General features: G+C 34.0%; 28 protein-coding genes. 10 read left to right on the forward strand and 18 right to left on the reverse strand.

The genetic code is table 11. The annotated features are described in order from the left end of the window. Positions 1–346: 346 nt before the first annotated feature. The 11 genes from B5X62_RS00585 to B5X62_RS00630 all read right to left on the reverse strand — a co-directional run bounded on the left by B5X62_RS00585 (position 347) and on the right by B5X62_RS00630 (position 5,841). Positions 347–1,033 carry a J domain-containing protein gene (locus B5X62_RS00585; RefSeq protein WP_079665454.1) on the reverse strand — a complete coding sequence of 229 codons (687 nt, stop codon included), beginning with the start codon at positions 1,031–1,033 and terminating at the stop codon, positions 347–349. Positions 1,034–1,108: 75 nt separating this feature from the next. Continuing rightward, a complete protein-coding gene (locus B5X62_RS15710; protein ID WP_262507643.1) occupies positions 1,109–1,240 on the reverse strand; it encodes a VOC family protein in 132 nt (43 codons plus the stop codon). Between the two features lie 9 nt (positions 1,241–1,249). Further along, positions 1,250–1,510, reverse strand: a complete 261-nt coding sequence (locus tag B5X62_RS15640) for a VOC family protein (protein WP_245797099.1) — start codon at positions 1,508–1,510, stop codon at positions 1,250–1,252. Positions 1,511–1,518: 8 nt separating this feature from the next. Continuing rightward, positions 1,519–1,950, reverse strand: coding sequence for a VOC family protein (locus tag B5X62_RS00595; protein WP_079665455.1), 432 nt, complete (start codon positions 1,948–1,950; stop codon positions 1,519–1,521). Positions 1,951–2,118: 168 nt separating this feature from the next. Then, positions 2,119–2,643 carry a hypothetical protein gene (locus B5X62_RS00600; RefSeq protein WP_079665456.1) on the reverse strand — a complete coding sequence of 175 codons (525 nt, stop codon included), beginning with the start codon at positions 2,641–2,643 and terminating at the stop codon, positions 2,119–2,121. Positions 2,644–2,647: 4 nt separating this feature from the next. Beyond that, positions 2,648–3,088, reverse strand: a complete 441-nt coding sequence (locus tag B5X62_RS00605; RefSeq protein WP_079665457.1) for an SRPBCC family protein — start codon at positions 3,086–3,088, stop codon at positions 2,648–2,650. 18 nt (positions 3,089–3,106) lie between these two features. Then, positions 3,107–3,478, reverse strand: a complete 372-nt coding sequence (locus B5X62_RS00610; protein ID WP_079665458.1) for a MauE/DoxX family redox-associated membrane protein — start codon at positions 3,476–3,478, stop codon at positions 3,107–3,109. A 12-nt stretch (positions 3,479–3,490) separates the two neighbouring features. Then, positions 3,491–3,946: a DinB family protein gene (locus B5X62_RS00615; RefSeq protein ID WP_079665459.1), complete on the reverse strand. Its 456-nt coding sequence runs from the start codon at positions 3,944–3,946 to the stop codon at positions 3,491–3,493. An 83-nt stretch (positions 3,947–4,029) separates the two neighbouring features. Next, a complete protein-coding gene (locus tag B5X62_RS00620; protein ID WP_079665460.1) occupies positions 4,030–4,437 on the reverse strand; it encodes a VOC family protein in 408 nt (135 codons plus the stop codon). 111 nt (positions 4,438–4,548) lie between these two features. Then, positions 4,549–5,403: a VOC family protein gene (locus B5X62_RS00625; protein WP_079665461.1), complete on the reverse strand. Its 855-nt coding sequence runs from the start codon at positions 5,401–5,403 to the stop codon at positions 4,549–4,551. Positions 5,404–5,424: 21 nt separating this feature from the next. Continuing rightward, positions 5,425–5,841: an SRPBCC family protein gene (locus B5X62_RS00630; RefSeq protein ID WP_079665462.1), complete on the reverse strand. Its 417-nt coding sequence runs from the start codon at positions 5,839–5,841 to the stop codon at positions 5,425–5,427. Between the two features lie 174 nt (positions 5,842–6,015). On the opposite strand from B5X62_RS00630, the gene B5X62_RS00635 reads away from it, so the two are divergent. The 3 genes from B5X62_RS00635 (at position 6,016) to B5X62_RS00645 (ending at position 8,538) form a co-directional block, all read left to right on the forward strand. Continuing rightward, a complete protein-coding gene (locus tag B5X62_RS00635; protein ID WP_079665463.1) occupies positions 6,016–7,629 on the forward strand; it encodes a M1 family metallopeptidase in 1,614 nt (537 codons plus the stop codon). A 140-nt stretch (positions 7,630–7,769) separates the two neighbouring features. Continuing rightward, positions 7,770–8,066 carry a hypothetical protein gene (locus B5X62_RS00640; protein WP_079665464.1) on the forward strand — a complete coding sequence of 99 codons (297 nt, stop codon included), beginning with the start codon at positions 7,770–7,772 and terminating at the stop codon, positions 8,064–8,066. Positions 8,067–8,079: 13 nt separating this feature from the next. Continuing rightward, positions 8,080–8,538, forward strand: a complete 459-nt coding sequence (locus B5X62_RS00645; protein ID WP_079665465.1) for a phosphohydrolase — start codon at positions 8,080–8,082, stop codon at positions 8,536–8,538. Here the strand turns inward: B5X62_RS00645 and B5X62_RS00650 are convergent. The 3 genes from B5X62_RS00650 to pdhA all read right to left on the reverse strand — a co-directional run bounded on the left by B5X62_RS00650 (position 8,535) and on the right by pdhA (position 12,058). Beyond that, positions 8,535–9,251 (reverse strand): DUF2490 domain-containing protein, encoded by a 717-nt coding sequence (locus B5X62_RS00650; protein ID WP_079665466.1) that lies wholly within the window; start codon positions 9,249–9,251, stop codon positions 8,535–8,537. The genes B5X62_RS00645 and B5X62_RS00650 overlap by 4 nt on opposite strands. A gap of 90 nt (positions 9,252–9,341) precedes the next feature. Next, positions 9,342–10,973 carry a pyruvate dehydrogenase complex dihydrolipoamide acetyltransferase gene (locus B5X62_RS00655; protein ID WP_079665467.1) on the reverse strand — a complete coding sequence of 544 codons (1,632 nt, stop codon included), beginning with the start codon at positions 10,971–10,973 and terminating at the stop codon, positions 9,342–9,344. An 80-nt stretch (positions 10,974–11,053) separates the two neighbouring features. Next, a complete protein-coding gene (gene pdhA / locus B5X62_RS00660) occupies positions 11,054–12,058 on the reverse strand; it encodes a pyruvate dehydrogenase (acetyl-transferring) E1 component subunit alpha (protein ID WP_079665468.1) in 1,005 nt (334 codons plus the stop codon). Positions 12,059–12,220: 162 nt separating this feature from the next. Between pdhA and B5X62_RS00665 the strand changes: the two genes are divergently transcribed. Together B5X62_RS00665 and B5X62_RS00670 are read left to right on the forward strand one after the other, a co-directional pair. After that, a complete protein-coding gene (locus tag B5X62_RS00665) occupies positions 12,221–12,814 on the forward strand; it encodes an ABC transporter permease (RefSeq protein WP_079665469.1) in 594 nt (197 codons plus the stop codon). Between the two features lie 10 nt (positions 12,815–12,824). After that, the gene (locus tag B5X62_RS00670) at positions 12,825–13,349 is read left to right on the forward strand and encodes a BlaI/MecI/CopY family transcriptional regulator (RefSeq protein WP_079665470.1); all 525 of its coding nucleotides are present in this window, start codon (positions 12,825–12,827) and stop codon (positions 13,347–13,349) included. A gap of 29 nt (positions 13,350–13,378) precedes the next feature. Here B5X62_RS00670 and B5X62_RS00675 read toward each other — a convergent pair whose 3' ends face one another. Next, complete coding sequence (locus B5X62_RS00675; protein WP_079665471.1) at positions 13,379–13,705, reverse strand: RNA recognition motif domain-containing protein; 327 nt, start codon at positions 13,703–13,705, stop codon at positions 13,379–13,381. 184 nt (positions 13,706–13,889) lie between these two features. Between B5X62_RS00675 and B5X62_RS00680 the strand changes: the two genes are divergently transcribed. Continuing rightward, positions 13,890–15,371: a T9SS type A sorting domain-containing protein gene (locus B5X62_RS00680; protein ID WP_079665472.1), complete on the forward strand. Its 1,482-nt coding sequence runs from the start codon at positions 13,890–13,892 to the stop codon at positions 15,369–15,371. Between the two features lie 61 nt (positions 15,372–15,432). Here the strand turns inward: B5X62_RS00680 and B5X62_RS00685 are convergent, their stop codons facing one another. Then, positions 15,433–16,653, reverse strand: coding sequence for a porin family protein (locus tag B5X62_RS00685; RefSeq protein WP_079665473.1), 1,221 nt, complete (start codon positions 16,651–16,653; stop codon positions 15,433–15,435). A gap of 218 nt (positions 16,654–16,871) precedes the next feature. On the opposite strand from B5X62_RS00685, the gene B5X62_RS00690 reads away from it, so the two are divergent. Both B5X62_RS00690 and B5X62_RS00695 read left to right on the forward strand, forming a co-directional pair. Continuing rightward, the gene (locus B5X62_RS00690) at positions 16,872–17,243 is read left to right on the forward strand and encodes a hypothetical protein (protein WP_079665474.1); all 372 of its coding nucleotides are present in this window, start codon (positions 16,872–16,874) and stop codon (positions 17,241–17,243) included. Next, positions 17,236–18,123 (forward strand): LysR family transcriptional regulator, encoded by an 888-nt coding sequence (locus tag B5X62_RS00695; RefSeq protein WP_079665475.1) that lies wholly within the window; start codon positions 17,236–17,238, stop codon positions 18,121–18,123. Before B5X62_RS00690 ends, B5X62_RS00695 begins: the two co-directional genes overlap by 8 nt. 55 nt (positions 18,124–18,178) lie before the next feature. On the opposite strand, the gene B5X62_RS00700 is transcribed toward B5X62_RS00695, so the two are convergent. Next, complete coding sequence (locus tag B5X62_RS00700; protein ID WP_079665476.1) at positions 18,179–18,961, reverse strand: zinc ribbon domain-containing protein; 783 nt, start codon at positions 18,959–18,961, stop codon at positions 18,179–18,181. Positions 18,962–18,964: 3 nt separating this feature from the next. After that, the gene (locus B5X62_RS00705) at positions 18,965–20,071 is read right to left on the reverse strand and encodes a Nif3-like dinuclear metal center hexameric protein (protein ID WP_079665477.1); all 1,107 of its coding nucleotides are present in this window, start codon (positions 20,069–20,071) and stop codon (positions 18,965–18,967) included. Between the two features lie 63 nt (positions 20,072–20,134). Here B5X62_RS00705 and B5X62_RS00710 point away from each other — a divergent pair, with 63 nt between their 5' ends. After that, positions 20,135–20,968, forward strand: coding sequence for an ion transporter (locus B5X62_RS00710; RefSeq protein WP_079665478.1), 834 nt, complete (start codon positions 20,135–20,137; stop codon positions 20,966–20,968). 19 nt (positions 20,969–20,987) lie between these two features. Beyond that, positions 20,988–22,349 (forward strand): M28 family peptidase, encoded by a 1,362-nt coding sequence (locus B5X62_RS00715; protein WP_079665926.1) that lies wholly within the window; start codon positions 20,988–20,990, stop codon positions 22,347–22,349. Positions 22,350–22,364: the final 15 nt, after the last annotated feature.

Here is a 22,364-nt window from a genome sequence, read left to right on the forward strand (position 1 = left end):
ACTTTTTATTAGGAATTATCAAATATTAATGAGCGTAAATTTACGATAAATAACAGAAATTACAAAGCCTATTATTCATGACATATTAGCAATCGCAACAATTGATAAAACTTATAAAATATTCAAATCCGAAAGACTAATTTAGAATTATTAAAAATATTGTTTGTAATTATTCTAAATTAATTTATATTTGCAGTATGAATCAGCCAATTATTGCTTTTAAAATTCCAGCTTTGACGCCAGCATTTTCTAACAATACCGAATTGTATTGCGAAAAAAAGAATTGTTGCAAAAAATTTAAAAAAGGGAAACGTTGCAAAAAATGCCCTGGTAGAGCCAAAATGGCTTAGAACAAAGCAAAAACTTTTTTTAGTACCAACAGAATAAAAGCAATTAACAGAACAATTGTTACAACTTTAATTCTATAAGCTAAAAACCGCTTATCTCTTCTAAATAACGGAGAACTCGTTGGTCTAGGATGATGTTCTTCTCTCCTATTATTAAGACGTTCTTTAACCTGAGGTTCTTCATCAAGCTCTCCAACTTCTAATTGTGTAATAGTAATGGCTTGCACAACAGTTTTATGAATCGCCGTATTGGTCGCATGTAACAACAACTGGAACTTTCCTTGGCTATCAAATTGTGTAATCTTAAAACGTCTTTCTCCATTAACTTTTTCTAGTCCAAATGGAATAATCTTCACCAAGTCAGCATCGTAAGTCTGCCAATATAATCTAATCTCATCACCAACACGCGCACGAATTTTATCTGAATGAAACTTCTGAATCTTCGGAGGTAGCGTCGACTTTATATTTCTTTGAACTGAATTAAATTGGTTGTCGTAAGATTTGCGTCTATCCACATCAATCAAAACTTCGTAAGCTTCCTGAACTTCGCGAAAACGCAATTCAAAAAACTCATCATTATCATTTTTATCAGGATGATACTTCATCGACAATTTTCGATAAGCCTTTTTAATGTCCTCTGCGGAAGCATCTTCGCTAACACCTAAAAAATAATAATAGTTCTTCATTTTAATTCTAGTACAAAAATAAAAAAACGAAGAGAGATTTCCCTTCGTTTCTAGATATTTTTAATTTTTGTAATGTTACTTCAAAGAATGAAGTCCCACCATATTTCCTTCTGTATCGGTAATCAAAGACATAAATCCGAATTCACCGATTCCCATTTTTGGTTTAAAAACTTTTCCTCCTGCAGCTTCTACTCTACTTTCTTCCATACTGCAATCTTAACAAGTAAAATATACAATTGTGCTATTTCCGCCGCTTGGCACGCCTTGCATTTGGACTAAAGCGCCAGAACAACCAGGAAGCAACTCATCGTTATCGCCTTCCATTGGGAAGCCAACCATATTCATACTTTCGTCTGTAGGATCTGTCATTTGCATCATTTTCTTTTGCAAAATTTCCTCATAAAATTTTTGAGCTCTGCTCATATCTTGAACATAAATCTCGAACCAGCATACTGGATTTGTTTTTATAATTTCCATATTAAAATTTATTTTAGGTTTTCGTCATTATAATTTATCATCCAACCGATTCCGAATTTATCTTGGAAACATCCAAAATAATCGCCCCAGAATTGGTCTTCCAATGGCATTTCTATTGTTCCGCCAGCTGAAAGTCCTTTGAAAAGGCGATCTGCATCTTCTCGAGAATCTGGGAAAATAGAAATATAATTGTTATTTCCCTTCGCTAACGTTTGTCCGAATTCTGGAATAATATCCGAACCCATCAAAAGGTCGCCACCAATCGGCAACGCAATGTGCATCACACGTTTTTTAGAATCTTCTGATAAATTTTCTGTTCCTGGAGCGTTTCCCATTCTGTGAATTTCACCTGCGAACTCTCCTCCGAAAACTGATTTATAAAAATTGAATGCTTCTTCAGCTTGACCATCAAAATTGAGGTATGAATTTAATTTTGGCATAATTGATTTTGTTTTTGGTGTTTTGTTTTTTTGTTTCTTTTGTTTTTTGTTGAAAGTTTGAGGTTTAAAGTTAAAATCTTGGTTCTTTCTCCTTTTTACTTGTCTCTTTTTTCTTTTTCCTTGGTTCTTGATTCTTGGCTCTCGAATCTAACTTCTAATTTCTAACTTCTAATACCTAATATTTTCATCAACATCGTACTTCATTCCTTCGTAGCCAAGAAGTTTTCGCATTAATCCCATTTGTCCGCAGAGATAATCTTCTCTACCGATGCACATTCCGATGAAATTGAGTTTGTTTTCTGTGATGAACGGTATTTTCATTCCGATTTCAAAAATTTCGTCTAATTCTTCGTCTGAAGCCTCTAGCAATTTATTGTACAACAAAGGCGAAATATGATGGAAATTCTTTTTTAATTCTTCTAATGTTGGGTATTTTGCTTCTGGATTCAAAGCTTTTCCTTGAAAAAACAAATCGCTGTTCGGATCTTCTTCTCTAATTCCAAGAACCCAAGCGGTGCTGTATCTCATGTTTACGAAATTACCTGCCATCCAAATAAAATGGTTTGTTTTATCATCGATTCTCTTCAAAGCATCTTCTTCAGAAATTCCGTCTAGAAGATTCAAAAAACTTTGAGAATGCATTCTGTAAGCAGGAATAATGATATCTAATTTTCTTGATTTTGGTGTATCCATAATTTTATTTTTCTGATAGTTCTTTTACTTTATTTAAGCCTTTTTCAAAACCTTGATTCATAAAATCTACATAATCTTCACTGGTTTGGGTTTCAACATTTAGTTGAGTTTTACCGTTATTTTCAATCAACTCATATCGCTCTGTAATTCCTGCCCAATCTTTAACTTCATCAGATTTAGTATCAATAATTCCGTCCTTTATCATTCCAAGATGAACGAAATTCACCAATTCATTTTCTTGTAATTCTTTGATAGAGCTATACATTCCGTTACCGCTATTCATATCAACAAATCTTGTTTCGCCACCAACTTTCCAATCTGTTTTAAACGACGACGTTGGCGAGAAGAAAGTTGTCCATTGGTTGTAGGTTTCGGGATTCCAAAGGACATCCCAAACTTTTTCTTTTGGCGCATCAATCGTGATACTGTATTTTAAATCTTCCATAATTTTTTGTTTTAAAAATTAACTTAAAAGATATTTTATCTTTTCTTTATTATCAATTAAAATCCAAATTTCTATCAAGAAAAGAATCCCAGAAATCACCAAACCTTCAGGCATGAATGTAGCGTTGTGTGCGAGAATGCCGATTAAAACAGGAAAAATCATCAATGCGCCCAAAGTTCTTGTTCTTGGAAATAAGATGAGAATTCCCGAAATCAATTCAATAAAACCTGTTAGTGGAATAATCCATTTTACAGTACCTATTGCCTCTCCTACTTTTTGTAATTCTGCGCTCATTGGCGGAATTGGCATGTAATGCAAAAATTTATCAAGTCCCGCATTTATAAACATTAATGCAAACAGGACGAATACAATTGTTTTAAAGATTTTCATTATTCTATTTTTTTATTTTATTGCGCCCTCCTTCCCTAATAATCGGCGTAAAGTTCCTATTTGTCCGCTATGATAAATTTCGTGAAGCATTAATCCAGCAAGATCTTGGATACTTGCATGATTGCTATTTTCAGGTTTTGCCACAACTCGTTGCAACTCATTTTGAGAATCTTTATAATAGGAACGTAAAGTTTCAAAACCAATGAATTTATCTTTATGTTCTAATGGCTTCTCTCCTCTGTTATAAAAGAAAAAATCTTTGTCTTCCCATACGGCATTACCTCCCAAAACTTTAATCAAAGAATTTCTAATAAAAATAAGATGACCAAGAACCCAATTCGCGCAGTTCACATTTCCGTTGGGAAAAATTAAAGCTTCTTCATTACTGACTTCCTCAAGATTTTTATTTAGAACATTATCATTAAAAGCAAGTTGAATTTTTAAAAATTCTAGTGCTGTATTTTCCATGTTTAATCTTTTGAATAAAATTATGTCTTCTCAAATCAAAATCACTTTTCCTATGACAAGATTTTTAGCGTTAAAAAAAAATATTACTGCGGAAACTTTGATGGATCTGAAAAAACTACATTCCAACCATGTCCGTTGATATCCCAAAACGAGTTTTGATACATCCAACCATGATCCTGAGCTTCTTCATGTTGATGCGCGCCGTTAGCAAGTGCGGCATTTACGACTTTATCCACTTCTTCGCGACTGTTAAGACTAATTGCGACCAAAACTTGGGTTGTATCACCCTTGGGAACTGGTCTTTCGGAAAATGTTTCGAAAAACTCTTCGGTTAAAAACATAACATTAATAAGTTCTTCTTTAAGAATCACACAAACCGCCTTTTCATCAGTTACGTGAGGATTAATTTCAAAGCCTAAAGCTTTCCAAAAAGCCTTTGTTTTCTCAACATCTTTTATTGGGAGATTGATGTAAATTTCGTTGATATTCATAATGTGATATTGTGATTAGTGATTAGTGGTTAGTGGTTAGTGGTTAGTGGTTAGTGAAAATAATTCATAATTCATAATTCATAATTCATAATTCATAATTCAAAAATATTTTCAAGAATTATAAGCTGTTTCCAAATCAGCAACGATAATCTTCTTCATCTTTAGCATCGCTTCAACTACTTTTTGCGCTTTTTCATGATTAGGATCGCTCATCAATTCAATCAATCGATGTGGCACAATTTGCCAGCTTACACCATATTTATCTTTCAACCAACCGCATTGACTTTCTTGACCACCATTTTCTGTAAAAGCATTCCAATATTTATCGGTTTCTGTTTGGTCATTCGTCATAACGACCATAGAAACGCCTTCGGTGAAATTGAAGTCATGCGTCGTGCCACCATCCATCGCATACAAAGCATAATTGTCGATTGTAAATTGCGCATGTGCCACCATTCCTGCTAAATCTCCAGAATTTTGAGGATGTTCCATTATTCCATTGATTTCAGAATTTGGAAAATTTGATACATAAAAATTCATTGCTTCGCGACATTTCCCATTATTTTGTTGAATAAACATAAAGGTTGGGATATACTTTTGTTCCATTTTATCACCTTTGTAGAACTGCCAACTTACACCGAATTTATCGTTAATCCACGCATATTTTTCACTCCACGGATAAGAATTTAATTCCATTAAAACCTTACCATCAGACGATAATTTATTGTAGTAATTCTCGACTTCTTCGTCCGTTTCGCACATCACCATAATCGAAATACTAGGATTTGGCTGAAACATCGGTCCACCATTTAATAACATTAATTTTTGACCATTTAAATCAACATTAACAACCATTGGCGAATCTACACTAACATGCGAATTTGGAAAAACTTCTGCATATATTTTTGCTGCTTCACTTGCATTGCCGTTGAACCAAAAACAAGGAAAAATATTTGGATTAGTCATAAGTTTAGATTTTAGATTTAGTTATAGTTTTGTCTCTGCATAATTTTTAAAACTGTTAAGAATCGCCTGCCAGCCTTGCAATTGCATATCTTCTGGATTTTGAGTTTCTGGATCAAATTTCACCAAGATTTCTGTTTTATTAAGACTCAAAGCTTTAAAATTTGTTTCCACTTCGCGACCGTCTTCCATGTGGTATTTTATTAATTCTAAAGGTCTAACATCGTCATAGACGCCTTCAAAATCAAATCCAAAACTTCCATCTTTGGCTTCCATTCTGTTTTTGAATTTTCCACCAACTTTTAAATCGTTTTCGGAACTTGGACAAGACCAAGATTCGTGTGCAAAATTCCAATTCACGATATCTTTTGGATCGTTATAAGCTTCCCAAACTTGGTCAACCGGCTTATTGATTTCTGCTGATATTGTTAGTTTTCCCATTTTTAAAAGTTTAATTATTATTTGAAATTATTAAATCAAATTTAGTCTTTTAGAATATTCGATGCACTTGTCATAAGACAATTTAATCATCTTTTAACAAAATTTATTAGTGTTAAAAATGAAAAATGATTTGTAACTTTATCCTGTCTTTGGGACAATTTATTTTTTAAAACTATGAAGAAAGTCACGCTATTATTAAGTTTTGTATCGTTAAGTCTTACTGCTCAAACTTTTACAAAACAAGATACCTTAAAAGGTTCTGATACCGAATTCCGAAATTTTTGGGACGTAAAAAAATATGACATTAATCTAGAAGCAAATTTTGAAAATAGAAGTATCGCAGGAACTAACAAAATCTCTTTTGAAATTACAAAAGATGTAGTTAATCCAACCTTCCAAATCGATTTGCAAAAGCCAATGAAAGTCGCAAAACTTGTTGCTAGCTTCGACAAAAAAGCAAAATATCAACAAGAAGACGATTTCATTTTTATTAAAACGAATAGAAAATTTAAGAAAGGTGAAAAGCTAAATTTCGTTGTCACTTTTGAAGGAAATCCTGTTGTTGCCAAAAAAGCACCTTGGGATGGCGGTTGGGTTTTTGAAAAAGATAAAAACGGAAATCCTTGGATGACTGCTGCCGATGAAGGTATTGGTGCAAGTATCTGGTTGCCATGTAAGGACATCTGGAGCGACGAACCTGACAATGGTATTAGTTTTAAAATCACTACACCGAAAGATTTAGTTGGCGTTGCCAACGGCCGATTAGTTGAGACTAAAACACTTGGTAACAAAAAGTCTTATCTGTGGGAAGTCAAAAATCCGATTAACGCTTATTCTATCATTCCGTCGATTGGAAAATACGTCAATTTTAAAGAAACTTTTGATGGCGAAAAGGGAAAATTAGACCTTGATTATTGGGTTTTGGATTACAATCTTGACAAAGCTAAAAAGCAATTTGCACAAGTTAAACCGATGATGAAGTCCTTTGAATATTGGTTTGGCGCTTATCCTTTCTACGAAGATTCTTACAAATTGGTTGAATCGCCGCATCTTGGGATGGAACATCAAAGTAACGTCGCTTATGGTAATAAATTTGAAAACGGTTATCTAGGTCGCGATCTTTCGGGCTCTGGTGTTGGACTTAAGTGGGATTTTATCATCATTCACGAAACTGGACACGAATGGTTCGCAAACAATATTACGGCAAAAGATCAAGCGGATATGTGGATTCATGAGGCTTTTACAAGTTACTCAGAAACCTTGTACACAGAAAGCCTTTTTGGAAAAGAAGATGCCAATAAATATGTGACTGGAACTCGAAAAAATATCCATAATGACACTCCTATTATTGGAACTTATGGCGTTAGAAATGAAGGCAGCGGCGATATGTATTATAAAGGTGCAAACATGTTACATACGATTCGTCAAGTGATAAATAATGATGAAAAATTTCGTCAAATTTTGAGAGGACTTAACAAAGATTTTTATCATCAAACAGTTACAGGAAAGCAAGTTGAAGATTATTTTAGTCAAAAATCAGGGATGGATTTATCAACGATTTTTGACCAATATTTAAGAACAACTTATATCCCAACTTTGGAATATAAACAAGAAAATAATAAATTAAGTTACCGTTGGACACATACGGTTAAAGATTTTAAAATGCCTCTAAGATTAGCTTCTGGCGAAATAATTACACCAACGTACAAATGGCAAACCACAGATTTGAAATCGAATAATACCGGGGAATTTAATAACAATTATTACATTCTTTATAGTAAGCAATAAATTTTAGGTTTGGTCAAAATCAAACTTTTTAGAAAAAATTAAGCTATCAGAAATGATGGCTTTTTTTGTTGATAAATTTTCGAAAAAAATCTTTGTCGCGACATTCATTTTTTTAAATTTACTTTTTAAAACCGAACGTGATGAAAACGATTCTAACTTTTATATTTATAGGAATAGGCGTAACAATTGCTGCACAAGAAACACCAAAAAAAGATTCTGTAAAGATTTTGGAAGCGAAACCTTTTACTAAATCTCCGAAATTGTCCAATAGTAATCCTTTTTATAAAAACATAGATTCTGCAAAAGCATCGCAATACAAAATGTTAAATAAGAAACCTAAATCTGAAAATTATTCAAGTTTAAAAAAACAAAAACAAATCGAGTTAACAACTCCCAACTTGAACATAAAAGATTTAAAAGAAAAATCCGACAAATAGTCAAAAATCCCAAATGGCAGATATTCAATTATTATATAAAGCGATTAAAATCGCACAAAAAGCGCACAAAAAACAAACCGACAAATACGATGCGCCTTATCTAGGACACGTTTTCCGCGTTATGGAAGCAGGAAAAACTATCGACGAAAAAATTGTTGGCGCATTACACGACGTTGTGGAAGATCATCCAGAATTTTCGTTCGAATATCTTTTGGAACAAGGATTTCCACAATATATTATCGATGCCGTAGAATGCCTTACCAAGCGCGAATCCGAAGATCCAGAACTTAATGAACCTTATGAAGATTTTGTTAAAAGAATAGAGCAAAATCCACTTGCGGTTAAAGTAAAAATCAATGATCTTAAAGATAATATGGATTTGAGACGTTTCACTCGTCCTATCGAAGCGAAAGATCTAAAACGTCTTAACAAATATTTGAAAGCTTATCAATATTTAACAAGTACCTATTAATCGGCCATTGGGATATGGATGTCTTTTTCGTCATCCGATGGATCGATGGTAAAGTTGAGTGCAAAATATAAGAAATGTAGGTTGGTGTTTCCTTTAGAAGCAAATTCTCTCTGGAACATATAACCTGCGGTAGCATTCATATTATCATTAAACTGATAACCAATTCCGCCGAAAGTACGACTACGCTTGAAGAATTTATCTTCGGGACCGACAAAAACTTCTTCGAAAGCGTTGGCAAAAACGGTTCCTGACTGTACTTTAGTATTATTTAATGGTAAAGTCCCACTTAGACGATAACGAAAACGTTGCGTATTGGTGTTGACATCTGTAATCGAATTATGAAAAAAACGTTGCTCAGCTCTTAATCTGTGATCAAGTTTTAAACTTTTGATACGATTAGTTAGTGTATATTGTAACCAAACGCGATGCTCTTCTTGAGAAATTTTGTGATTTTTGTAAGTTCCGTATCGACCAACGCCTATGAAAGCTTGGTTATTTTTATTAATATTATAGCCAACTCCTCCTTTAGCTTCGTAGTAATCGATATAAGTGTAATCTTCTATTGATCGCGTTTGAAATTCAGCGTAAGCCATCCATTCTGGTGCAAACTTATAAGTGAAAGACACCATGTTAAAACCAGAAAGATTCTCTTTGTCTTGCGCTTTTCCAAAAACACTGATTAATACAACTAATGGGAGCAGGAATTTTTTCATTTTGCAAAGATATTCTTTTTCTAAAATCTAAAAAAAAATCCTCCCGAAATTCAGGAGGATTTATATCATAAAGATTTAGAAATCTACATTTTAACCTAATAAAAGAGAAAGTGGATTTTCTAAATACAATCTTAAAGTTTGTAAGAACTCAGCACCAGTTGCACCGTCCACTACTCTGTGGTCACATGCAAGCGATAACTTCATCGTGTTACCAACAACGATTTGTCCGTCTTTAACAATTGGTTTTTCGATAATCGCACCAACAGAAAGAATAGCTGAATTTGGTTGGTTAATAATTGACGTAAATGTCTCAATACCAAACATTCCAAGGTTAGAAACTGAGAAAGTAGAACCTTCCATTTCGTTAGCTTTAAGACCTTTACTTTTCGCTCTAGAAGCCATATCTTTAACCGAAGCAGAGATTTGATTATAATTCATATAATCTGCATTCTTAAGAACCGGAACAACCAATCCGTCAGGAATTGCAACCGCAACACCAACGTTGATATTACCGTGGTGGATAATCTTATCACCAGCCCAAGATGAGTTAACTTGCGGATGCTTTCTAAGTGCCATCGCAGTCGCTTTGATAATCATATCATTGAAAGATACTTTCGTATCTGGAATGCTGTTGATTTCTTTACGCGCTTGGATCGCTTTATCCATATTAATCTCAACCATTAGATAATAATGCGGCGCCGTGAATTTACTTTCAGCAAGGCGTTTTGCAATAATATTTCTAACTTGAGAATTTACAGTTTCTGTATCTTCACCTGGAGTGAAATTAAGCGCTGGTGCAGCAACAACTTTCGGAGCATCTGCAGTGGTAGCAGCTTGCGCCGGTGCTTGATAGTTTTCAATATCTTTCTTAACAATACGACCACCTTCACCAGAACCTTGTACTGATTGAAGATCTATACCTTTATCCTCAGCCATTTTTTTAGCTAAAGGCGAGATATGAACACGCTCTCCATTAGCAGCAGCTTGTACTGGAGCAACTTCTGTTGATGTTGTTGAAGCTGGAGTTGTTGAAGCTTGTGCTTGCGTCGTTTGCGCTGGCGCAGCAGCAGGCTTTCCACCTCCTGCAACAACTGCAGAAACATCAGTTCCCACAGGTCCGATAATTGCTAAAATCTTATCAACTTCCGCAGCGTCACCTTCGGCAACACCTTGGTATAATAAAGTTCCGTTGAACTCAGATTCAAAATCTTGAACCGCTTTATCTGTTTCGATTTCTGCAAGGATATCACCTTCTTTAACAGCATCACCAACAGCTTTTTGCCATTTAGCAACTTTACCTTCTGTCATTGTATCAGAAAGTCTTGGCATTGTGATAACTTCTACACCTTCTGGCATTGCAGCCTCAACAACTGGTGCATTCTCAACTGGTGTTGACTCATTTTGAGTTTTACTTTCTTCCTCAACTTTAACTTCTGCAGCCACCGCTGATGATCCACCACCAATAAGACTAGAAATATCTTCTCCTTGGTTACCGATAATTGCTAAAACATTGTCAACTGGCGCTTGTGCACCTTCTTCAACACCGATATATAATAAAGTTCCGTTAAATTCAGATTCAAAATCCTGAACGGCTTTATCAGTTTCAATTTCTGCTAAGATATCGCCTTCTTTAACTGCGTCTCCAACTTTCTTGTGCCATTTGGAAACTTTTCCTTCTGTCATCGTATCCGACAGACGAGGCATTGTGATTACTTCAGCCATATATTTTTATTGATTTGAGATTCGAGATTCGAGATTTGAAATTCATGGAAAGTCAAACATCAAATCCCAAATTAATAATTTTAGTTATTTTCTAATTTATCTAAGAATGGATAATCCGGCGTCGCATATACGAAATCGTAAACTTGTGACAAATCTGGATACGGAGAATTCTCCATGAACTCAACACATTCATCAACAAAAGCTCTAGATTTTTCGTCAATAGTTTCCAACTCTGCTTCTGTAGCCCAATTGTTTTCTAAAAGTCTGTGTTTTACAATCTCGATTGGATCATCTTTTTTGTGTTCTGCAACTTCGTCTTTACTTCTGTAAGGCTCAGCATCAGACATAGAGTGACCTCTGTAACGGTAAGTTCTAGCTTCGATAAAAGTTGGTCCATCGCCACGTCTTGCTCTTTCAATCGCTTCAAAAGCAGCTTCTGCAACTTTCTCAGGATCCATCGCATCAATCGGCAAACAAGGCATTTCGTAACCTAAACCTAATTTGTAAATATCTTCGTGGTTAGCTGTTCTTTTAACAGACGTACCCATTGCGTATTGGTTGTTTTCACAAACGAAAACTACAGGAAGTTTCCAGTTCATTGCCATATTGAAAGTCTCATGCAAAGCACCTTGACGTACTGCACCATCTCCCATAAAACAAATGTTAACAGCTTTTCTGTCAAAATATTTATCTGCAAAAGCGATACCTGCTCCCAAAGGAATTTGTCCACCTACAATACCGTGACCTCCATAAAAACGATGTTCTTTGCTGAAAATATGCATCGATCCACCCATACCTTTTGACGTACCAGTAGCTTTACCACAAAGTTCGGCAAGGATTCTTTTAGGATCAACGCCCATTGCCATTGGATGAATATGACAACGATAAGCTGTTATCATACTATCTTTTGATAAATCCATAGCATGAGTAAAACCTGCAGGAATTGCCTCTTGTCCGTTATATAAATGTAAAAAACCTCTGATTTTTTGTTTTAAGTAAAGAGAACGGCATTTGTCTTCAAACCTTCTCCACATCGTCATATCCTCGTACCATTTAAGGTAAATCTCTTTGGAAAATTCTTTCATATGATTTCGAAATATTTAGCAAAAATAAGAAAATATCTTTAGTTATTAATAGTGTTATGCTTAAATTAATATCTAGCCGCTATCGATAAAATTTATTAACTAAAAGATGATTTATTTTAAATTTCTAAAATGTAAATTGCAACATAATCTTTATTTTAAAAAATGACAGACAACCCAACTTCGGATTCGCTTTTAATAAAAATTTCAAAAGTTATATCGAATTTTTTCAATCCGATTGTATCGTTAATCATCTATTATATTGTTCTCACCTATACGCCACATGCGAGTAATCTCGACGTCACCAATTTCTTCCCTATTCTTTTTATCCTCGTTATACCAGTTGTAATTTGGATAGTTTGGAACGTCAAAAAAGGACATTACACCAACATGGATGTATCTAACAGAAAGCAGCGAAACAGCCTGTACATCGTCATTGTCATCCTTTGCGCGATTTATCTAGCCTACGAATTTTTTAGAAACGGAAACAAAGACACGACTGTTTTTTTTCTTTTGATATTGTTGATTTTGATGCAGATTAGCAACTTCTTTATTAAAAGCTCAATGCACACTTCTCTGAATCTTTTTGTTGCATTTTTATTTTTAAAATTCAGCTTGCCTTGGGGAATATTTTGGATAATTTTATCAATTATCATCGGCATTACAAGAATTATATTAAAAAGACATACCTTAGCAGAAGTCATTTCTGGAGCGGTATTGGGAAGCTTGGTAGGATTGGCTTATTATTTTGTAATCTAAAAATAGAAATATGAAAATTCTTAGTTTGACAAGTTCGGAAGAACAACTCATGTTAGTGATTTGGAATTTAGAAGCAGCCTTTATGAAAGACATTATGACGGCTTATCCAGAACCGAAACCGCATCAAAATACAGTTTCGACATTTTTGAAAATTTTAGTTGAAAAAAATTATTTAAAAATTGAAAAGAAAGGTCGCATTTTTAAATATATTCCTAAAATAAACTTTGAGGATTATCGAAAATTCCAGTTAGAAAATTTATTAGAAATATTTTATCATAATGATGTTGATCTTCTTCTTAAAGACTTAAAAGTCCCTGAAAAAGCAACAGAAATTGAAGAAAAAAGCATCGCAAAAATCATCGAAGAAACGACGCAATCCAATGATGAAGCTTTACAAAAAGACATCGAAATATTAGATGCACAAGTCCTTACACTAGACACGCCATCCGAAAAATCTGGTAAAAAGAAGAAAGACAAAAAGGACAAGGAGAAAAAAGAAAAGAAGAAAAACAAGCATAAAAAAAGCGATTCCTAAGAATCGCTTTTTTATCTTTTAATGATATTTTACCAACGGTTACCACCACGGTTTCCACCGTTGTTACCATAACCACCACCTCTATTATTATCAAATGATCTTCTTGGTTTTTCTTCTCTTGGTCTAGCTTCGCTAACGTTAAGAGTTTTACCGTTAAAATCTTGTTGGTTAAGCGCTTCAATAGCTTGCTTAGCCTCAGCGTCGTTTGGCATTTCTACGAAACCGAATCCTTTAGATCTTCCAGTTTCACGATCCATAATGATCTTTGCAGAAGTAACTTCTCCTTGATTTTGGAATAATTCTAACAACTGCTCTTCTTTAGTTGCGTAATTGATGTTTGAAACAAAAATGTTCATTGTATAAAAAAATTAAATTGGTATAAAAAATTTGTTGTTATAAGGAGAAAACAACAACTGACTGAACACTTGGATTTCGACTATAAAAACATTGCAATTTACACTTTATTTTCAATTCACCTACTATTTTAAAAAAAATTATTAATTAATTAATTCTTTTATAAATTTGATTTAAAATTTAGTTATGAAAAAGACCTTTACACTTTTCGCTGCAGTAGCCTATTTTGGGCTTAATGCGCAATTTACAAGTCCTAATACTGGGGTAACTTATAATTTAACAAGCTTAGCACAAGCTGCTTCAGGAACTGTTACTAACAATGGTGATCATTTTTTAATCTCTCAAAATGTAACGATTTCTGCCAATGACAAGCTTATAATTGACGAAAATACAACCGTAAAACTTAGTAAAGACGTCATGCTTTTCGTTTTTGGACAATATCAAACCAATGCAACACAACTAATTTATACCACAAATATTGCTGGTGAACCTTATAAAGGTATACGTTTCGAAGACACTTCTAATGTTAGTCTAAAAAATACGACCATCGAAAATGGCGGCGGACTTCGTGTCAACACATCTAACTTTGTAATGGACAATTGTATTGTTAAAAATAACCAAACTGTTACTGGCGGTGCAGCTTCTAGCGCAGCAATACAGTTTGGCGGCACTACTGGAATTTCGATTACAAACTCGCAATTTTTAGAAAATGTTGGATCAGCGATAGGTTCTGGCGCTAACATCAGCGTATCCGGAATTATCGATAACAACTATTTTTACGGAAATAATACGAGTAATCAAAACCGTCCGCAAATTAATATGGGACCTGGTGGAAGTGCTGGAATTATCATCACAAACAACCAAATTATTGGTAACCGAAATCTCCCTATGACAGGCGGAATCTCGGCTTCAGCACTTGTGGGTGGCGCTAACAATGTTAAAATCGAAAACAACACCATTCGTGATAATCGCTACGGAATTACAGTTGCTGGGAACTCTTCATACGGAACCGTTGCTAAAAACATTATCGAAAATAATAATACCCAAAACGACCCAATGCTTGGCGGAAGCGGCATCAACTTTATTGGAAGTGGTACCGCAGTGATGGATGTTAAAGTCAGCGAAAACCAACTTCGTGGAAATCTTTGGGGTGTAACTTTACAAGGAACAGCACAAGCTAACTTTGGAAGCGACATGCCTGGTAAAGAAAATATCGGTAAAAATATTTTTAAAGATAATATTAATAACGGGGTGACTTATGCGCTTTTTAACAATACACCAAATAATTTGGAGGCAAAATTCAATTGTTGGAGAGAAGGCGAATTATCAAATGACACCATGGTTGAAGATGTTGTAACGCATCAGGTTGATGACACCAAATATGGTTTGGTTAATTTTAAACCTTATGACTGCGCTGCAACACAGGCTGTTAATGATGTTAATAAATTAAAACTGCAAGTATATCCGAATCCAAGTCAGGGTGATTTTAGTTTTAAGTCAGAAACTTCTGGAAATATTGTTGTAACGGATCTTTCAGGAAAGTTAATCCATTCTGCAATTGTTGTAAAAGGAGAAAATAAAATTTCTTTAAAAGCTTCAGCTGGGGTTTATATTCTTAATTTCAACAACGGAACTTCGAAAGCCTCAAGTAAAATTGTGATTAAGTAATAAAAAAAGGCTAGTGTAATCTTTACTCTAGCCTTTTTTTATTTATTAAAAATCTAAAAATTTAGAAAAGATTATAGCTTAAAATTAAAGAAAAGCTTTTATAATTTGCTTCCCAAAGTAGATAATCCCCTAGTAAATCCCGATTTGTGAAGAATCTAGCTTCAATCGTATACTTACTTTTATAATTATATCCTGCACCTAGGGCAAAATTAGGTCTTGTTTTGACCGGAATTGAATTATACACACTTCCATCTTCTCTAGTAAGTTCGACTTTAGAATTCATATGTAAATCTAAAACATATTGCGCATTGACAAATATTTTTGACTTGTCATCAATAAACATATAATATCTTATTCCAACTGGAACTTCGATCGATTTGTAATCAACAGATGCTTCAAGTTTTTGCCCAACAACATAGCTTGCAGCAAACTCTTTATTAGATTTGTAACTTTGGTATGTAGGCTCCAAAATTATTGACCATTTATTCTTGTTGAATGGAAGAACATATTCAGCCTCAACACCAAAGCCAAAACTAGTTTTACTTCCCATATTAATACTTTCTTTGGTCGAGTAGTTGGTCACATCAGCCGAAACAAAATTAACTCTTGGGCGTAAATTCAAATTGAATTTCCCTTCATTAGATTGGCGTGTTTTAGTTTCGTAAGAATCATTGCTACAATGATAATATTTAACAAACAAATCTGTGATGTAAGATTCTTTATATTGCAGTTTGTCAATATCCTTTGATGTAATTGACGAACAAACTAAAAGATCTGAAAGTTGAGTTTTGTAGTCTTCATTATATCGTAACTTGATATCCTCTACCTTATATGGTTTGTACACTAAAGGCTCGATTGCATTATTACTTCCAACTTGATAATAAAAATACTTAGTCGCACCATCATAATAACTGTACAAACTAATATCACCTGCCTCCAATTGTTTCAAAAATAGTTCCTCATCTTTATATTCGGGCTCTTTTTTTGTACTAAGCGAACTAAGATCTACACTAGATTGATCAACTTTTACTGTAGAACGTACAAATTTAATTTGATTATAAATCTCGAAAGCCTTTACGTCTTTTATTGTATTTGTTTTTACAACATCATTTTCAGTTACTTTATATTCGAAAGATGTTGGATTACTTTTCCATCCTACATTACGAATTAGACATTCTACCTTAGTATCAGAATTAGTAATAAAATAAGCTTTTTCATATTTAATTTGCGAAAAAGCCATAATGCCTATAAGTGGCATTAAAATAGATAAACTTTTCTTCATATTTTTATTCAATTATTTTACAATATTAACACAATTTTACAGAATATTTACATTCAAAACAGCATTTTTTTATTAAAAAAAACTTTTTTTCTTTAAAAAACTCCAAAAGTATCTAGATTTTGGAAAAAACAACAATAAAATGCTTTCCAAATAGTAATTAATACGCATATAACAACAAAGCCAATTTCTTATATTTACGTATTAAACGAAAAATGTAGATGAAGACACTTAAAGCAAACATTCCATCCATCAAAACTTTTACAGTCAATGAAAACGGAGAAATCTTTAATTATCTTGGCAAAAAATTAAACGGTAAAAAGAATCCATCCTTTCCTTATCTCCGAAGTTTGGATTTCCTAAATCTTGACAAAAAAAGACAAGTCATGACTTTCGGAAAAATCGTTTGGAATACTTTCTATCCAGAAAATATGGCGCAAGCTGACGAAATTGTACAAGTTATCGATCGTGAAGCTGAACATGTTTTCGCTCTTAAAAACCTACGTAAAATAACAAAAACTGAAAAGGTTAAAGAACTTAATGAAATAAGATTTTCAAAATTAAAATCAAAACGAGATAATAAAAATGCTTGATTTTCGACTAAAAGTATTTTCAACAGTTGCAAAACGACTTAGTTTTACAAAAGCTTCACAAGAATTATACATATCGCAACCCGCTGTTACAAAGCACATTCAGGAATTAGAACAACAACTTAGCACCAAACTTTTTACTCGAAATGGTACAAGCATCGAGTTAACCTCAAGCGGAAAAATTCTTTTAGAAAAAGCCAATCAGATTTTTGAAATCTATCGCGAAACCGAATTCGAAATTAATAAACTCAATAACAAACTAAAAGGCAATCTAAAAATCGGCGCTAGCACAACAATTGCTCAATATATTTTGCCAGAAATATTGGTGAAATTTCATTCTTATTACGAAGATATCCATATTGATCTGACTTCTCAAAACACCGAAAAAGTTTCAGATTTATTAAAGAAAAATAAAATAGATATTGGTATTATCGAAGGTCCTTTTCAATCGGCACAATTCGATTATATTCCGTTTATGTTAGACGAAATTGTGTTGGTTGCGCGAGTTGGCCATCCTTTATCTAACAAAACTATTTCTGTTAAAGATCTTGCAGAACTTGATTTTGTTAGCCGCGAAAAAGGATCGGGCACGCAAGATTTTATCGATTCCGAACTTCAGAACAGCAAACTTCTAGCCTCAAAACTTAATGTCATCATGAATCTTGACAGTACAGAAAGCATCAAAAACTATTTGGCGCAATCGGATGCGATGGCTTTTTTGTCAGTTAGTAGCATCACAAACGAGCTGAAATACAACAAATTAAACATCATCGACATCAAACATTTTGAAATTAAAAGACAATTTCAGTTCATTGTTTTAAAAGGCGAACAGTCTGAGTTGGTTCGGCTTTTTATGAAAACTTGTGGCATTATGAAAAAATAAAAAAAATCCGAGCGTTATAACACTCGGATTTTTAAATATTTTAAATTTCGAAATCTTAACCGAAGTTGATGATTTCTTCCATTTTAGCATTTTCTTCGTTTACCAATTCGTCGTCAACAAGGATTTTACCACTGTTTTCGTCGATGATAATTTTCTTTCTTTGAGCAATTTCCATTTGTTTTTGTGGTGGAATTGTAAAGAAAGATCCTTTTGGCGCACCTCTTTCTAGACCAACAACTGCAAGTCCGTTGATAGATCCTTTACGGATTCTTTGGTATGAGCTTAGCAATCTAGAGTCAATTTTTTCTGAGAATTCTTCAGATTTTGCTAACAAGAATTCCTCTTCTTTTTGAGTTTCTGCAATTAGCTCATCCAACTCATTCTTCTTGTGTGTTAGGTGATTACGAAGATCTTCAATCTTAGTTGTCAACTCACTTAGCATTTCGTTTTTGTGAGAAATTTTAGAACCAAATTCTTTAATTCTTTTCTCAGCCAACTCAATTTCTAAAGTTTGATATTCAATTTCTTTATCTAAAGATTCGTACTCTTTGTTATTTCTAACATTATCTTGTTGCGACTTATATTTAGAAATAAGTGTTTGAGCTTGTGCAATCAACTCTTTTTTAGCGTTAATCTCAGCATTTTGCTCTTTTATTTCAGCATCGAATTTGCTAGCTCTTTTATCTAAGCCTTCGATTTCGATTTCTAAATCTTCAACTTCGATAGGCAACTCTCCTCTCGTATTGCGAATTTCGTCTAATCTAGAGTCAATGATTTGTAGGTCGTAAAGTGCTCTTAGTTTCTCTTCAACCGAGATATCGTTTGCTTTTTTAGCCATATCTTAAATAAAATAATTTACAGGGTTGTTTTTTTTGCTCGTTTTAGCGATTGCAAAGTTAGTAAAATTTTCGGACAATATTTCATATAATTGTTGAGTAACAAATTGTTCGCTCTCAAAATGTCCAATATCTGCAATTAATAATTTGTTTTCTCCCGAAAAGAAGTCGTGGTATTTGACATCGCCCGTTAGATAAGCGTCGCAACCAACCGCCATTGCAGACTTTATACCGCTAGCACCACTTCCGCCAAGCACGCCTACTCTTTTTATCGTTTTTTTGTTCGTATTACTGTATCTAATTATTTCTAAATTAAAACTATTCTTTACAAATTTTAAAAATTCATCCAAAGGCATTTCTGTTTCCAAATCGCCATAACGTCCAAGTCCAGCATACTGATTATCATTTTCGAGACCAATAATATTGTAGGCAACTTCTTCGTATGGATGCGCAGCGAACATTGATTTTAAAATATCATTTTGTCTAAAATTTTCAAAAATAAAAGACAATAGATTTTCTTTTACAACTTCACGTTCATTAATCTTTCCTAAAAAAGGATTCGCGCCTTCTTTCGCTCGAAAACTTCCAGTCCCTTCAACCGCAAAGCTACATTCGTCATAGAAGCCAATACTTCCCGCTCCTGCTTCCAAAATTGCATTTTTAACTTGTTCAGCATGATCATTGGGAACAAAGACTTCAAGCTTTTTGAAATTCTTCGATTTCGGCATTAAGATTTTTTGATTTTTTAAACCTAAAACCTCACAAATTTTATAATTAACGCCAAAATAATCATTATCAAATGCTGTGTGCATCGCATAGATTGCAATTTTGTTTTCGATGGCTTTCAGAACTGCTTTCTCAACATAATTTTTTCCTGTCAAGGATTTTAAACCCGAAAAAATAATAGGATGAAAAGCAACAATCATGTTAAATCCTCTTTCAATGGCTTCTTCCACAACATCTTCTAAGGCATCGTGTGTCACCAAAATCCCCGTTACTTCGCGATCAGGATTTCCGCATAACAAACCAACATTGTCAAAATCTTCGGCTTGTCGAATTTTAAAAATTTTATCTAACTGACTACAAACTTCTTTTAGTGTTTTTGCGCTCATATTTTTACAGGAACTTTTTCTCATTTAAAAACTAAGTGTAAATTTACATTTATTTTAAAAAATATGAGACGAATAATAAAACCTGAGTTCGACTTGATACCCGCAGATGGATGGCTCAGAAAAGTTTATAACGTTATCTACCTTGACAACACACGTCAAGGGAAAATTTTTGATGTTAGTCTTCTTATATTAATATTGATAAGTGTGGGCTTACTAATGGTGGAAACAATCCCATTGGTTAATCTTAAATATCATAATCTTTTTTACACTGCGGAGTTCATTATTACAATGATTTTCACAGTGGAATATATTCTGAGAATTGCTTGTATCAAGGATAAAAAAGAATATATTTTTAGTCCAATCGGTATTATAGATTTCTTGTCTATTATCCCTTTTTATCTAAGTTTATTCTTCCCAATTATCCATTACATCGGTATTTTGAGAATGTTGCGAATGCTAAGAATTTTTAGAATTTTCAACCTTGCCGATTATATGCACGATGGTCGATATATTGTAACTGCTCTTAACCATAGTTCTAGAAAAATTTATATTTTCCTTTTGTTTATGGTGATTTTTATTGTGATTATTGGCTCGATGATGTATCTGATAGAAGGTGGAAAAAATGGTTTTACGAGTATTCCTCAAAGTATATATTGGGCAGTTGTGACCATTACAACTGTTGGTTATGGTGACATCTCGCCAGCAACACCGGTCGGGAAATTCTTGTCTATTATTGTAATGCTTTGCGGTTATAGCATCATTGCAGTACCAACTGGGATTGTAACTTCTGAGTTCAGAAAAGGAAAACGTTATCACTTTATGTGTGGTCGTTGCGGTAATGATGACAACGACAACGATGCTAGATATTGTAAACAATGCGGTGAAAAATTCGCTTAAATCAAATTTAAAACAATCAATGAAAAAACTCTTCTTCTCCATAGCTATTTCAGCAAGTTTTTTTGCTTTTTCGCAGACTAAACAAGATTCGATTCAGTTTAGATCAATTTCAAATTTAATTATGAAAGATGGTCAAGCCTACGATCAACTTTATGATTTAACGAAAAATATCGGTCATCGATTAAGCGGATCTGAAGCTAATGCGAAAGCTGTAAAATGGGCTGAGCAAAAACTAAAAGAAGCTGGCGCAGATAAAGTTTGGTTAGAAGAAGTAATGGTTCCCAATTGGTATCGCGGTCAAGAATCTTTGAACATTAAAACCGCTAACGGATCTTGGAAGAAAATAAAAATGCTTTCTCTTGGTAATTCTGAAGGAACAAAAGGAAAAGATTTGGTTGGCGACTTGCTTGTTTTTAACAGTTTAGAAGATTTTAATAAAGTACCAGCGGAAGAAATTAAAGGGAAAATTGTCCTTTTTAATAATGAATTTCCTCAAGAATTTATTAAAACAATGCATGCGTATGGAAAAGCAGGTACCGTGAGACGTGTTGCAGCTGCAGAAGTTGCAAAAAAAGGAGGCAAAGCGGTTATTATTCGGTCGATAAGTTCAGCTTATGATGATGTTCCGCACACAGGCGCGATGAAGTATGAGGATGGCGTTGAGAAAATTCCAGCTATTGCCATCGGTCCAAAATCGGCTATAGACTTAGCGAATCTTGCTAAAACAAATAAACTTTCGGCGAAGATTAATTCTAATTGCACGATGAAAGCTGATGTTAAATCTTACAATGTCATCGGCGAAATCACAGGTAAGGAATCCAAAAACGTGATTGTTGTTGGTGGACATCTCGACTCTTGGGATGTTGGTGAAGGTGCACACGATGATGGCGCCGGAATTGTACAATCTATCGAGGCTTTGAGAACTTTTAAAAAATTAAATTTACCTAATAAAAATACGATCCGAGTAGTTTGCTTTGCTAACGAAGAAAATGGTGTTAAAGGTGGAATCACCTACGCAAAAGCCATCGCGAGCAAAGGTGAAAAAAATATTTTCGGAATCGAAAGTGACAGCGGCGGTTTTTCACCAAGAGGTTTTGGACTCGATATGTCTGAGGACAAGCGTAATATTATTAAATCTTGGAAAGATCTATTCCTTCCGTATGGCATCTACGACTTTACGGAAACCTACGCTGGGACGGATATTGGTCCTATGAAAGCCACAGGAACTGATCTTGCAGGTCTTGTACCAGATTCGCAACGTTATTTTGACATTCACCATACCGAAGAAGATACTTTTGAAAAAGTTAACCGCCGCGAGCTTCTTTTAGGCGCAACAGTTATGACGCAGTTAATCTACATGGTCGATCAATATTGGAAGTAAGCAGAATAAAATTTA

This window comes from Soonwooa buanensis (assembly GCF_900167905.1).
Classification (GTDB): domain Bacteria; phylum Bacteroidota; class Bacteroidia; order Flavobacteriales; family Weeksellaceae; genus Soonwooa; species Soonwooa buanensis.